The sequence below is a fragment of the Demequina gelatinilytica genome (genome assembly GCF_000971115.1).
Taxonomy (GTDB): domain Bacteria; phylum Actinomycetota; class Actinomycetes; order Actinomycetales; family Demequinaceae; genus Demequina; species Demequina gelatinilytica.
Genome location: NZ_BBLV01000004.1, coordinates 50,507 through 64,171 on the forward strand (window position 1 = coordinate 50,507; position 13,665 = coordinate 64,171).

The following is a 13,665-nucleotide window of genomic DNA, read 5'->3' on the forward strand; positions in this document are numbered from 1 at the left end:
CATCTTCCCGGCAGCGTGCCCGCGCCCGGAGCAAGCACAGGGCCCCGACACCGGAGGGGTGTCGGGGCCCTGAGGGAGGGTCTCACGGGGTCACGGGGACCCCGGGAGCCAGCTTGGTCAGGCCTTCTTCGCAGCGGCCTTCTTGGCGGGGGCCTTCTTCGCGTCGGCGACGATGGCCTCGGCCTTGCGGTTCGCCTTCACCTCGTCCCAGGTGATGCCGTAGTACGCGGCCTCCATCATCACCTTCATGTCCTCGAGGATGGGCAGACGCGGGTTGGCCGGCGCGCACTGGTCGGCGTACGCGTTCATCGCCAGCGTGTCGAGCGAGGCCATGAACTCCGCCTCGTCCACACCGAGCTCCTTGAAGGAACGCTCGACGCCGCACGCGGTGCGCAGGTCCTCGACGGCCTTCGCGTAGGACTCGACGCCCTCCTCGGGGGTCGAGGCCGGGAGACCGAGGTGCTTCGCGATCTCCTGGTAGCGCTCCGGCGCGACGTAGGACTCCGCCTTGGGCCACGAGGCCGGCTTGGTCGGGACCTTGCCGTTGTAGCGGATCACGTGGGGCAGGTACACCGAGTTGGTGCGGCCGTGCGCGATGTGGAAGGTCGAGCCGGTCACGTGCGACATGGCGTGCACCAGGCCGAGGAACGCGTTGGCGAAGGCCATACCGGCGATCGTCGCGGCGTTGTGCATCTTCTCGCGGGCCTTGACCGCCTGGCCGCCCTCCTGCACCGACTGGGGCAGGTACTCGAAGACCATCTTGATGGCCTGGAGGCACAGGCCGTCGGTGTAGTCGTTCGCGTAGACCGAGACGAAGGCCTCGGTGGCGTGGGTCAGGGCGTCGAGACCGGAGTCCGCGGCGACGCGCGACGGGAGGTTCGCGGTGAGGACCGGGTCCACGATCGCGACGGTCGGCGTGAGCGCGTAGTCGGCGAGCGGGTACTTGCGGCCGCTCTCCGGGTCGGAGATCACGGCGAACGGGGTCACCTCGGAGCCGGTGCCCGACGTGGTCGGGATGCAGACCAGCTTGGCGAGCTCGCCCAGCTTCGGGAACTGGAAGGCGCGCTTGCGGACGTCGAAGAACTTCTCCTTCAGGTCGGCGAAGTCGATGTCCGGGTGCTCGTACAGCAGCCACATGACCTTCGCCGCGTCCATCGGCGAGCCGCCGCCGACCGCGATGATCGTGTCGGGCTTGAAGGCGCGGAGGGTCTCGGCGCCCTTGCGGACGGTCGCGACGCTCGGCTCGGGCTCGACGTTGTCGATGATCTGCACGGAGACGGGGTTCTCGCGACGGTTGAGGACGTCGAGGACCTTGTCGACGATGCCGATGCGGGTCATGGTGGCGTCGGTCACGATGGTGACGCGGTTCACGCCGTTCATGTCGTGCAGGTACTGGATCGCGTTGGGCTCGAAGTAGGTCTTGGCCGGAACCTTGAACCACTGCATGTTGTTGTTCCTCCGGCCGATGCGCTTCACGTTGATGAGGTTGACCGCGGTGACGTTGTTCGAGACCGAGTTGTGGCCGTAGGAGCCGCAGCCCAGGGTCAGCGACGGCATGAACGCGTTGTAGATGTCGCCGATGCCGCCGTGGCTCGAGGGCGAGTTCACGATGATGCGGATGGCCTTGCAGCGCTTGCCGAAGTCCTTGATCAGCGCGTCGTCGGTCGCGTGGATCGCGGCCGAGTGGCCCAGGCCGTGGAACTCGACCATGCGCTCGGCGTAGTCGAGGCCCTGCTCGGTGGACTCCGCCTTGAGGACGGCGAGGACCGGGCACAGCTTCTCGCGGGTCAGGGGCTCGCTCTCGCCGACGGTCGAGACCTCGGCGAGGATGATCGAGGTCTCCTCCGGGACGGAGAAGCCGGCCTGCTCGGCGATCCACTGCGGCGACTTGCCCACCACGTTCGGGTTGAGCTTCGCGCCGGCGCAGTTCTGGCCGTCGGCGGTGACGCCGAAGATGAACTCCTCGAGCATCTTCTTCTCAGCCGGGGTGACCTTGTAGGCGTGGAGGCGGTCGAACAGCTCGAGAGCCTTGTCGTAGATCTCGGCGTCGAGGATGACGGCCTGCTCCGAGGCGCACACCATGCCGTTGTCGAAGGCCTTGGAGATCACGAGGTCGTTGATCGAGCGCTCGAGCACGGCCGACTTGTGCACGTAGGCGGGGACGTTGCCCGCGCCGACGCCGAGGGCCGGCTTGCCGCACGAGTACGCGGCCTTGACCATCGCGTTGCCGCCGGTCGCGAGGATCAGCGCGACGCCGTCGTGGTTCATGAGGAGGTTGGTCGCCTCGAGCGACGGGGTCTCGACCCACTGGATGCAGTGCTCGGGGGCGCCGGCCTTGATCGCGGCGTCGCGCACGATCTTGGCGGCGGCGACGGACGACTGCTGCGCGCTCGGGTGGAACGCGAAGATGATCGGGTTGCGGGTCTTGAGCGCGATGAGCGACTTGAAGATCGCGGTCGAGGTGGGGTTGGTGACCGGGGTCACGCCGGCGACGACGCCGACGGGCTCCGCGATCTCGGTGATGCCCTTGATCGGGTCCTCGTTGATGATGCCGACGGTCTTCATCGGGCCCATCGAGTGGGTCACGTGCTCGCACGCGAAGATGTTCTTGACGGCCTTGTCCTCGAACACGCCGCGGCCGGTCTCCTGGACCGCGAGGACGGCGAGCTCGCCGTGCTGGTTGAGGGCGGCCACAGAGGCCTTCTTGACGAGGAGGTTGACGTCGTCCTGCGTGAACACGCTGTACGCGTCGAGCGCCTCCTGGGCGTTGGCGACGAGCTTGTCGATGGCGGTCGCGACGTCGGTGGTCGCGCTCTCCGGGACAGTGGTAGTCATCTTTGTCTGGCTCCTAGTGACGGGTGCCGGCCCCCTCCGGGCCTCGATCCCCATGACCCTCACGGTAGGCGCGGACCGGCGGCATCTCGCGGGGCAGAGGTCCCGGGGACCATAGGCCCAATACCAGGCGTTTTATACCCTGCGGGGTATAGTTGCCAGGGGTTTTCGGGCGCATTCGCGGGGACGATGCGGCGCGGCGGGGCGCTTGGAACGGCCCCATCCCCCGCCTTGACGAGCGTCCCGAGGCATGCGCGCGGCGCGGGCCCGGGACCATGGGCCCCGTCCGCGACCCCCGCGGTCGATGCCAGACTGAGGACATACGCCATGGGGTATCCCCGACCGCCGAGGAGGCAGCCATGTCCACCGACCCCGCCGCCGCATCGTCCACCGTGCCGCCGCCCAGCCTCGCCCACCTGCCCGTGGGCGTCTTCGCGGTCGCGATGGGGGTGGGCGGCACCGCGGTCGCGTGGTACCGCCTCGAGGAGGCCTTCGGGCTCGCGCTGCCGGTGAACGACATCCTCGCGGGCGTGGGCCTCGCGGTGGCCGCCGTCGCCGTCGTCGCGTACGCCGCGAAGGTGGTCCGGCACCCCGGCGCGGCTCGCGCCGAGTGGCAGCACCCCGTCAAGTCGGCGTTCGTGGGCACGCTCCCCGTGTCCCTCATGGTCCTCGCCGCCGCGTTCGCGCCGATCGCGGAGGGCGTCTCCGCGGCGCTCTGGTGGCCCGGGGCGGTGCTCCAGCTCCTCGCGACGGTGCTCATCATGCGCACCTGGATCGCCGATGCGCGCGTCCAGGCGGTGCACGTGCATCCCGCGTGGTTCATCCCGATCGTCGGCAACCTGGTGGCACCGCTCGCCGGCGTCGCGCACGCGCCCGCGGAGATCAGCTGGTACTTCTTCGGGGTTGGCGCGCTGTTCTGGCTCGGGCTGCTGCCGATCGTGCTGGGACGGCTGTTCCTCGAGGGCACCATGCCGTGGCGCCTCGCCCCCACGCTCGCGATCCTCGCCGCGCCTCCGGCCGTCGCATCGCTCGCCTGGGTGAGGCTGGGAGGGTCGTGGACGGACCCGGTCGCGATGATGCTGCTCGGCGTGGTGATCTTCCAGCTCGCGCTGCTCGCGTCGCAGGCCACCTACCTGCGCAAGGTGCCGTTCGCGGTGAGCGCATGGGCGTACACGTTCCCCCTCGCCGCGGCCGCGTCGGCGCTCCTCGCGGCCTACGAGAGCGGGGCGACCGCGTTCGCGGCCTGGGTCGGGGTGGCCGCGGTCGCAGTTGCGAGCCTGCTGGTCCTCGGGCTCGGATGGCGGACCGCCGTGGCGGTCGTCCGCGGCGAGCTGCTCACCGCGGAGGGCTGAACCGCCCCACCCCCGTGCAAGCGCCGATCCCGACGGAAGGTGCCCGCCATGAGCCCATGGCGGGCACCTTCGGTCGGCCTTGAGCCGGGGGCGTCGGTCAGCCGGCGACGACCTCGCCGCTCCAGGCGCCGATGCCGCCGTCGAGGCCCACGGTGTGCTCGACGCCGCCCGCGGCCATCTGGTCGATCGCGACGGCCGAGCGGTTGCCGGAGCGGCAGTAGACGGCGTACTCGCCCTCGGGGTCGAGCGCGGCGACCTCCGAGTCGAACGTCGCGGCCGAGACGTCGATGTTGACCGCGTCGGGCAGGTGGCCCTCGGCGTACTCCTCGGGCGTGCGGACGTCGACCACCACGACGCCGTCGGTGGCGACGGCCTCGGCGAAGCGGTCGGCGGAGACGTGCTCGCCGTCGAACGCGACGGGGCCGGACTCCGTGGGCGCGCAGGCGGCGAGCGTCGCCGCGAGGACAAGGGCGGTGGCGGCGAGGGCGCCGCGGCGGATGCTGATCATGACGGACAGCATACCCCAGGGGGTATGCGAGCGCGCCGAGCCCTCACCCCGGTGACACATGGGTGCCCGCACAGCACCGTGTGCGTGCACCCATGTGTCAGCAGCGCGCGCCTGCCGGGCGCAGGGGTCACGCGATGCGGATGAGCTTCTTGTTGACGAACTCGTCAGCCGCCAGGAGGCCCATCTCGCGCGAGGTGCCGGAGCGCTTCACGCCGCCGAACGGCAGCTCGGGGCTGTCCGCCAGCACACAGTTGACGTAGACCATGCCGGCCTCGATCGCGTCCGCGATGCGCTCGGCCTGCTCCGGGTCCGTCGTGTAGACGTACGAGCCGAGACCGAAGGCCGTGTCGTTCGCGAGCGCGACCGCCTCCTCCTCCGAGGCCACCTTGTACACGGCCGCCGCGGGTCCGAAGAGCTCCTCGCGGTACACGTCCATGTCCTGGGTGACGCCCGTGAGCACCGTCGGCTCGTAGAACGCGCCGTCGCGCGTGCCCCCGGCCACCAGGGTCGCGCCCTGCTCGACGGCCTTCGAGACCTGGGCATCGAGGCGCTCCGCCGCGGCGAGCGAGGACAGCGGCCCGATGACGCTCTCCTCCGCGAACGGGTCGCCCGCGGTGCACGCCACCATCGCGGCGGTGAACTTCTCGAGGAACTCGTCGTAGAGCGAGTCGATGATGATGAAGCGCTTGGGCGCGTTGCACGACTGGCCCGAGTTGTCCATGCGCGCCTCGACGGCGCCGGCGACCACGGAGTCCATGTCATCCGTGGAGAGCACGATGAACGGGTCCGAGCCGCCGAGCTCGAGCGCGACCTTCTTGAGGTGCTGGCCGGCGAGGGACGCGACGGCGGAACCCGCGCGCTCCGAGCCCGTCACCGAGACGCCCGCGATGCGAGGGTCGGCGATCATGGTCGCGGCCTGCTCGTTCGAGGCGTACACGTTGACGTAGACGCCCTCGGGGAAGCCCGCGTCGCGGTACATCTGCTCGATCGCCGCGGCGGACTCGGGGCACTGCGGCGCGTGCTTGAGCACGATCGCGTTGCCCACCACGATGTTCGGTGCCGCGAAGCGTGCGACCTGGTAGTAGGGGAAGTTCCACGGCATGATGCCGAGCAGCGCGCCGAGCGGGCTGCGACGGATCACGGCGGTGCCCTCGCCGAGGATGTCGATCGGGGTGTCGCCCGTGACCTTCTCCGCATTGTCCGCGTAGTACTCGGTGATGTCCGCGGCGAAGTCCACCTCGCCCAGCGCATGCGAGAGCGGCTTGCCCATCTCGCGCACGATGATCGCGGCGAGCTCCTCGCGGCGCTCACGGTGCAGCTCGGCGACGCGACGCACCAGCGCGGCACGCTCCGCAACCGTGGACGAGCGCAACCACCCCCGGTACGCGCCGTCGGCGGCCGCGAGAGCGGTCTCGACGTCGCCTTCGGACATCGTCGGGTAGTCGGCCAGGCGCTCGCCGGTGGCCGGGTTCACTACTGCGTAGCCGGACATGTGTCTCCTTGCGTTGCTGGTGGTGGGTGGACGATGCGGCGGGTCAGTCCGCCGGGATCAGGGTGTACTTGGTCGAGAGGTACTCGTGGATGCCCTCGAGCCCGCCCTCGCGGCCGATGCCGGACTGCTTGACCCCGCCGAACGGGGCGGCGGCGTTGGACACCACGCCCGCGTTGAGGCCCATCATCCCGGTGTCGAGCCGGTCGATGAGCCGGTGGCCCCGGGCGAGGTCCTGCGTGAAGGCGTAGGAGACCAGGCCGTACTCGGTGGCGTTCGCGAGCGCGATCGCCTCCTCCTCCGTCTCGAACGTCGCGATCGCGAGCACCGGGCCGAAGATCTCGGTGGTGAGGATCTCGGAGCCCGGCTGGACGCCCGTGAGCACGGTCGGCTCGACGAACGAGCCCGCACCCTCGAGGGCCTTGCCGCCGGTCGCGAGCGTGGCGCCCTTCGCCACCGCATCGTCCACGAGCGCGAGCGAGGTCGCGACGGCCCGGTCGTCGATCAGCGGGCCGATGGTGACGCCGTCCTCGGTGCCGCGGCCCACCCGCATCGCGGTGACGCGCTCCGTCACCCGCCGCGCGAACTCGTCGGCGACCGACGCATGCACGATGAACCTGTTGGCCGCGGTGCACGCCTGACCGATGTTGCGGAACTTCGCCATCAGCGCACCCTCGACCGCCTTGTCCAGGTCCGCGTCCTCGAACACCAGGAACGGTGCGTTGCCTCCCAGCTCCATCGAGACCCGCAGCACGCCGTCGGCGGCCTGCTTGATGAGCGCGCGACCCACCTCGGTCGAGCCGGTGAAGGACAGCTTGCGCAGGCGCGGGTCCGAGATGATGGGCTCCGAGACGGCTCCCGAGCGCGACGTGGTGATGACGTTCACCACCCCCGCGGGCACGCCAGCCTCCTCGAGCACCGAGGCGAGCAGCAGCGTGGTGAGCGGCGTCAGCGCGGCGGGCTTGACCACCACGGTGCAGCCGGCCGCGAGCGCGGGCGCGATCTTCCGCGTCGCCATCGCGAGCGGGAAGTTCCAGGGCGTGATCAGGTACGACGGCCCCACCGGGCGCTGCGAGACGACCATGCGGCCGGTGCCCTCGGGGTTGGTGCCGTAGCGACCCGTGATCCGCACGGCCTCCTCGGAGAACCAGCGCAGGAACTCGTTGCCGTACGCGACCTCGCCGCGCGCCTCCGCGAGCGGCTTGCCCATCTCGAGGGTCATGAGCAGCGCGAAGTCCTCGGCGCGCTCGCGCACCAGCTCGAAGGCCTTGCGGAGGATCTCGCCGCGCACGCGCGGCGCCGTGGCGGCCCATGCCTCCTGGGCGTCGACGGCCGCGTCCAGGGCGCGTCGTGCATCGTCCGGCGTCGCATCGGCGATGCGGGCGAGCGCCTCGCCCGTCGACGGGTCCGTCACCTCGAGGGTCGCGCCGGACGAGGAGCCGGTCCACTCCCCCGCGATGTAGAGGCCGGTGGGGACGGAGTCGAGGAGCACGCGCTCCGCCGCCGCGGTCACGCCGCGACCTCCGCCGCGAGCGCGGCCGCGACCACGTCGAGGCCCTCGGACAGCAGCGCGTCGCCGATGGTGAGCGGTGGCAGGAAGCGCAGCACGTTGCCGTACGTGCCGCACGTGAGGACGATCACGCCCTCCGCGATGCAGCGCTTGGCGACGGCGCCGGCGAGCGCGGCGGCGGGCGCCTTGGTCGCGGGATCCACGAGCTCGATCGCGATCATCGCGCCGAGCCCGCGGATGTCCCCGATCCGCGGGTCCGCGGCCTGCATCGTCTCGAGACGGGACAGCATCAGCGCCTCGATCTCGCGAGCGCGGTCGGACAGGTCCTCGGTCTCGAAGACCTCGATGGTCGCGAGCGCGGCGGCGCATGCGATCGGGTTGCCGCCGTAGGTGCCGCCCAGGCCGCCGACGTGGGCGGCGTCCATGATCTCGGCGCGGCCGGTGACCGCGGCGAGCGGCAGCCCGCCCGCGATGCCCTTGGCGGTGGTGACCATGTCGGGCACGATGCCGAAGTGCTCGGAGGCGAACATCGCTCCCGTGCGCGCGAAGCCGCTCTGCACCTCGTCCGCGATGAGGACCACGCCGTTGGCGGTGCACCACTGCGAGATCGCCGGCAGGAAGCCCTCGGCGGGCACGATGAACCCGCCCTCGCCCTGGATCGGCTCGATGATGACGGCCGCGAGGTTGTCGGCGCCCACCTGCTTCTCGATCACCGAGATCGCCTTGGCCGCGGCCTCGGGACCGCTCAGGCCGTCGCGGTACGGGTAGGACATAGGCGCGCGGTAGACCTCGGAGGCGAAGGGTCCGAAGCCGCTCTTGTACGGCATCGCCTTCGCGGTGAGGGCCATGGTGAGGTTGGTGCGGCCGTGGTACGCGTGGTCGAAGGCCACGACGGCCTGCCGGCCGGTGGCCTTGCGGGCGATCTTGACGGCGTTCTCGACCGCCTCCGCACCGGAGTTGAACAGCGCGGACTTCTTGGGGAAGTCGCCCGGCGTGAGGCGGTTCAGCGCCTCGGCGACCGCCACGTAGCCCTCGTACGGCGAGACCATGAAGCACGTGTGGGTGAACTGGGCGGCCTGACGCTGGACGGCCTCGACCACCTTCGGGTGGGCGTTGCCCACCGAGGTCACGGCGATGCCGGAGCCGAGGTCGATGAGCGAGTTGCCGTCCGCGTCCACGACCACGCCTCCGCCGGCGGCGACGGCTGCGATCGGGGCGGTGTGGCCCACGCCGGCGGCGACAGCAGCGGACTTGCGGGCGAGCAGCTCCTGCGAGCGCGGGCCGGGGATCGCGGTGACGAGCCGGCGCTCCTGCGTGAGGGCCGGTCCGCCGGTGGTCGCGGCGGAGGTGTCGATGAGGGTCATGAGGGCGACGCTAGGCCCGCCGCCCCGGCCGCCGCACTCGCCGCCGCGTACAGCCTCTTGCCCCGAACTGTCCACGGTGGCAGGCTCGGCTCATGGCTTCGCCCACCATCCGCGCGCTGCTCGCGCGACCCGAGCTGCATCTCCGGCTCGCGACCCCGGAGACCGCGATCCCGGAGGGCGCGCTCGACGCGACCGTGCGTTGGATCCACAGCTCGGACCTCGCCGACCCCACGCCCTTCCTCGCGGGAGGCATGGTGCTGCTCACCACGGGCACCCAGTTCCGCGATGCGGGCGACGATCCCAAGCCGTACGCCGCCTATGTGCGTCGCCTCGCGCGCTCGGGGATGATCGGGCTGGGCTTCGGCACCGAGGTCGAGCGGGAGGGCATCCCCGAGCCCCTGGTGAAGGCCTGCCGCGAGGCGCGCCTGCCGCTGTGGGAGGTCCCGTACGACACCCCGTTCATCGCGCTCGCACGCGCCAACGCCGAGGCGCTCGCCGCCGTCGCGTACGAGCGCCGGACGTGGGCGCTCGAGGCGCAGCGCGCCGTCGCGCTCGCGGCGCTGCGTCCGGACGGGCTTCGCTCGATGCTCGCGGAGCTCGCTCGCCGCCTCGGCGCGTGGGTGGGGCTCGTCGACGGCGACGCGCTCATGCACGAGCATCCGGGCGGCGGGGTGGACGCCGCAAGCGTGGCGGAGCTGCGTCGGCACGCGGCGGCGATGCTGGTGCGCGGCGTCCAGGCGACCTCGGGCGTCACCGTGGCGGGGCAGGGCTTCCAGCTCCAGACGCTCGGCCAGCGGGGCCGCCTGCGCGCCGTGCTCGCGATCGCAGCGGAGGACCTCGACGAGCAGCACCGTGCGGTGGTGACCACCGTGGTCGCGATGGCCGCGCTCGCGCTCGAGCAGCGTCAGGACCTCGAGCAGGCGCGCGAGGCGCTCGCCGAGGGGGTGCTCGCGGCGCTCCTGCGCGGAGACGTCGCGCTCGCGGCCGGCGTCGCACGCGCGTCGGGATCGCCGTTGCCCGACCCTCCCGTGGTGGTCGCGGTCGCCGACCAGCGGCTCGCCGAGGCCGGCGGGACCGGCCGCTGGCTCGACACCCGCGGCGTCGCGATGCTCCACGCGGTGGACCATGGCGACCTGGTCATGGTGCTCGCGGACGAGGACGCGTCGCTTGTCGACGAGCTGGTGCTGCGGCACGGCGGCACGGTGGGCGTCTCTGCGCCGGTGCGCCTGGATGCGGTGCCGGAGGCGCTCGGGCAGGCACGCACCGCGCGCGACCGGCGGCTCGCCCCCGTCACCCGCTTCGCGGACCTGCCCGGCGCCGGGGTGCTGGCGCTGCTCGAGACCGGCGAGGCGCGCATCGTCGCGCAGGCCGCGCTCGAGCCTCTGACCGCGCACGACGAGCGGCAGGGCTCGGCGCTGGTCGCCACGCTCGCGGCGTGGTTCGCCGCGGATTGCGCGCACGATGCGGCGGCACGCGCGCTGGGCGTGCACCGGCATACGGTGCGGGCACGGCTCGCGGCGGCCCAGGAGCTGCTCGGGCAGGACCTGGGGTCCGTCGCGGGCCGCTCGCAGGTGTGGGCCGCGATGCGCGCGGCGGGGCTGCTCGACTGACGCGACCTGCGGGAAGCGCGCTGCGAGGTGCTCGGTGCTCGGTGCTCGGTGCTCGATATCGAGCGGATCGGGCACCGAGCACCTCGCAGCGCGGAGGATCACGCGATGAGCGCGTCGACCTCGCTCAGCGCAGCGTCGATCACGCGCAGCCCCCTCCGGAGCTCGTCCTCCGTGATGACGAGCGGCGGCGCGAGGTGCGTGCGGTTGAAGTGCACGAAGGGCCACAGCCCTGCGTCCTTGCACGCCTTGGCGAACACCCCCATGGGCGCGGCGTCCGCGCCTGCGGCGTTGAACGGCACCAGCGGCTCGCGCGTCTCCTTGTCCCGCACCAGCTCGATCGCCCAGAACAGGCCCGTGCCGCGGACCTCGCCCACGCACGGGTGCGACTCCACCCAGGACTCGAGCACCGGTCGGATCACGCGCTCCCCCAGGTCGCGCACGCGCTCGAGGATGCCGTCGCGGCGGAAGACCTCGAACGTCGCGACGCCCGGCGCGCAAGCGAGCGGGTGGCCCGAGTACGTCAGACCTCCCGGGAAGGCCTTCTGCTCGAAGGCCGCCGCGATCTCGCGCGAGATCACCACGCCGCCCAGCGGGACGTAGCCGGAGTTGACGCCCTTGGCGAACGTGATGAGGTCGGGCTCGACGCCGTGGCCCTGGAACGCGAACCACTCGCCCGTGCGCCCGAAGCCGACCATGACCTCGTCGGCGATGTAGACGATGCCGTACTTGTCGCACAGCTCGCGCACACCCGCGAGGTAGCCCGGCGGCGGGACCAGCACGCCGTTGGTGCCCACGATGGTCTCGAGCACGATCGCGCCGATGGTCGAGGCGCCCTCGAGCACGATGGTCTGCTCGAGGTGCTCGAGCGCGCGCTGCGTCTCCTGCTCCTCGGTGTCCGAGTGGAACGCCGAGCGGTAGAGGTACGGCCCGAAGAAGTGCACCACCGAGCCGTCGGCGGGCTCGTTGGGCCAGCGGCGCGGGTCGCCCGTGAGCGAGATCGCGGTGGTCGTGTTGCCGTGGTAGCTGCGGTACATCGCGAGCACCTTGCGCTTGCCCGTGAACAGGCGCGCCATGCGCACGGCGTTCTCGTTCGCGTCGGCGCCGCCGTTGGTGAAGAACACGCTCGAGAAGCGCTCGCCCGCGACCTCGGTGATGAGGCGCGCGAGCTCGCCCCGCACATCGTTCGCGAAGGACGGCTGGATGGTCGCGAGCGTGCGGGCCTGCTTCTCGATCGCCTCGATGAGGTCCGGGTGCTGGTGACCCAGGTTGAGGTTCACCAGCTGCGCGCCGAAGTCGAGGTAGCGGTTGCCCGCGTAGTCCCAGAACTCGGAGCCCTCGCCGCCCGCGACGGGCAGCGGGTCGATGAGCGCCTGCGCGCTCCACGAGTGGAAGACGTGGTTGCGGTCGTCGGCGCGCACGCGCGCCTCGGCGCCGGTCATGGCGTCCTGCTCGGTGGTCATCTCTCCCCCTTAGTGGTTGCTCGGGAAGCCCAGGTCGATCTGCGACTCGCTGGGCTCGGGCCACCGCGTGGTGACCACCTTGGACCGCGTGTAGAAGTGGACCGACTCGGGGCCGTAGATGTGCGAGTCGCCGAACAGCGAGTTCTTCCAGCCACCGAACGAGTACGCGCCGATCGGCACCGGGAGCGGGACGTTGACGCCCACCATGCCCACCTCGATGTCGATCTCGAAGGCGCGGGCCGTGCCGCCGTCGCGAGTGAAGATCGCGGTGCCGTTCGCGAACGCGTTGGCGTTGACCAGCGCGACGGCCTCGTCGTAGGACGCTGCGCGCACCACCGAGAGCACGGGGCCGAAGATCTCGTCGTCGTAGACCTTGGTGCCGGGCGTGACGTGGTCCACGAGCGACGTGCCGATGAAGAAGCCGTCGCCCTCGAACTCCTGCGCCGTGCCGTCGACCACCACGGTGGCACCCTCCGCCGCGGCGCCGGTCACGTAGGAGGCGACGCGGTCGCGGTGCTCGCGCGTGATGAGCGGGCCCATCTCCGAGGCCGGGTCCGTACCGTCGCCGATGGTGAGGCCGGCCATGCGCTCGGCCACCTTGGCGACCAGCGCATCGGCCGTCTCCTCGCCCACGGGCACCAGGACGGAGATGGCCATGCAGCGCTCGCCCGCGGAGCCGTAGGCCGCCGAGACGGCGGCGTCGGCAGCGGCATCGAGGTCCGCGTCGGGCATGACGATCATGTGGTTCTTCGCGCCGCCGAGCGCCTGGACGCGCTTGCCGGCGGCGGTGCCGCGCTCGTAGATCGCGCGGGCGACGGGCGTCGACCCCACGAAGCTCACCGCCTTCACCTCAGGCGACTCGAGCAGCGTGTCGACGGCCACCTTGTCGCCGTGGACCACGTTGAGCACGCCGGCGGGCAGCCCCGCCTCCTCGAACAGGCGCGCGAGGAAGATCGACGCCGAGGGGTCCTTCTCGCTCGGCTTGAGCACCACGGTGTTCCCGCACGCGATCGCCGAGGCGGCCATCCACAGCGGCACCATCACCGGGAAGTTGAAGGGGGTGATCGCGGCCACGACACCCACGGGCTGCTTGACCGAGTGGACGTCGACGCCGCGCGCGACCTGCTGCGAGTGCTCGCCCTTGAGGTGGTGCACCAGCCCCGCCGCGAACTCGACGTTCTCGATCCCGCGGCTGATCTCGCCCTTCGCGTCGCCGAGCACCTTGCCGTGCTCGCGCGTGATGATCGCGGCGAGCTCGTCCTGGCGCTCGACCAGCAGGTGGCGCAGGCGGAAGAACACGTCCGCGCGCTTGATGAGCCCGCTCGCGCGCCAGGCCGGCAGCGCTGCCGCGGCCGCCGCGATGGCGTCCTCGACCTCGGCGACCGTCGCGAACGCGACCTCGCCGGCGATCTCCCCGGTAGCGGGGTTGAAGACGCTTCCGGTGCGCTCGCCGGCGCCCGCCTCGGCGCCCGCGATGTGATGACGGATCAGGCTCACAGCTCTCCCTTCGCGCACGCGCCGGACACTCTGCCCGGAGCGC

9 protein-coding genes are annotated in these 13,665 nt (G+C 71.6%); 2 read left to right on the plus strand and 7 right to left on the minus strand.

Going from position 1 to position 13,665, the window contains the following annotated elements; genetic code table 11:
- Positions 1–117 precede the first annotated feature (117 nt).
- Complete coding sequence (adhE, locus tag AOM00_RS04105; protein ID WP_062516574.1) at positions 118–2,835, minus strand: bifunctional acetaldehyde-CoA/alcohol dehydrogenase; 2,718 nt, start codon at positions 2,833–2,835, stop codon at positions 118–120.
- A gap of 356 nt (positions 2,836–3,191) precedes the next feature.
- Here adhE and AOM00_RS04110 point away from each other — a divergent pair, with 356 nt between their 5' ends.
- A complete protein-coding gene (locus AOM00_RS04110) occupies positions 3,192–4,184 on the plus strand; it encodes an SLAC1 anion channel family protein (protein WP_062516575.1) in 993 nt (330 codons plus the stop codon).
- A 97-nt stretch (positions 4,185–4,281) separates the two neighbouring features.
- Here AOM00_RS04110 and AOM00_RS04115 read toward each other — a convergent pair whose 3' ends face one another.
- The 4 genes from AOM00_RS04115 to gabT form a co-directional block, all read right to left on the minus strand.
- Positions 4,282–4,692, minus strand: a complete 411-nt coding sequence (locus AOM00_RS04115) for a rhodanese-like domain-containing protein (RefSeq protein WP_082096618.1) — start codon at positions 4,690–4,692, stop codon at positions 4,282–4,284.
- 127 nt (positions 4,693–4,819) lie between these two features.
- Positions 4,820–6,184 (minus strand): NAD-dependent succinate-semialdehyde dehydrogenase, encoded by a 1,365-nt coding sequence (locus AOM00_RS04120; RefSeq protein WP_062516577.1) that lies wholly within the window; start codon positions 6,182–6,184, stop codon positions 4,820–4,822.
- Between the two features lie 43 nt (positions 6,185–6,227).
- Positions 6,228–7,694 (minus strand): NAD-dependent succinate-semialdehyde dehydrogenase, encoded by a 1,467-nt coding sequence (locus tag AOM00_RS04125; protein ID WP_062516578.1) that lies wholly within the window; start codon positions 7,692–7,694, stop codon positions 6,228–6,230.
- Positions 7,691–9,055, minus strand: coding sequence for a 4-aminobutyrate--2-oxoglutarate transaminase (gene gabT, locus AOM00_RS04130; RefSeq protein WP_062516579.1), 1,365 nt, complete (start codon positions 9,053–9,055; stop codon positions 7,691–7,693). Before gabT ends, AOM00_RS04125 begins: the two co-directional genes overlap by 4 nt.
- Positions 9,056–9,147: 92 nt before the next feature.
- On the opposite strand from gabT, the gene AOM00_RS04135 reads away from it, so the two are divergent.
- Positions 9,148–10,665, plus strand: a complete 1,518-nt coding sequence (locus AOM00_RS04135; protein ID WP_062516580.1) for a PucR family transcriptional regulator — start codon at positions 9,148–9,150, stop codon at positions 10,663–10,665.
- A 98-nt stretch (positions 10,666–10,763) separates the two neighbouring features.
- On the opposite strand, the gene AOM00_RS04140 is transcribed toward AOM00_RS04135, so the two are convergent.
- Positions 10,764–12,125 (minus strand): aspartate aminotransferase family protein, encoded by a 1,362-nt coding sequence (locus tag AOM00_RS04140; protein WP_062516581.1) that lies wholly within the window; start codon positions 12,123–12,125, stop codon positions 10,764–10,766.
- Positions 12,126–12,134: 9 nt separating this feature from the next.
- Positions 12,135–13,622 carry a CoA-acylating methylmalonate-semialdehyde dehydrogenase gene (locus AOM00_RS04145; RefSeq protein WP_062516582.1) on the minus strand — a complete coding sequence of 496 codons (1,488 nt, stop codon included), beginning with the start codon at positions 13,620–13,622 and terminating at the stop codon, positions 12,135–12,137.
- Positions 13,623–13,665 lie beyond the last annotated feature (43 nt).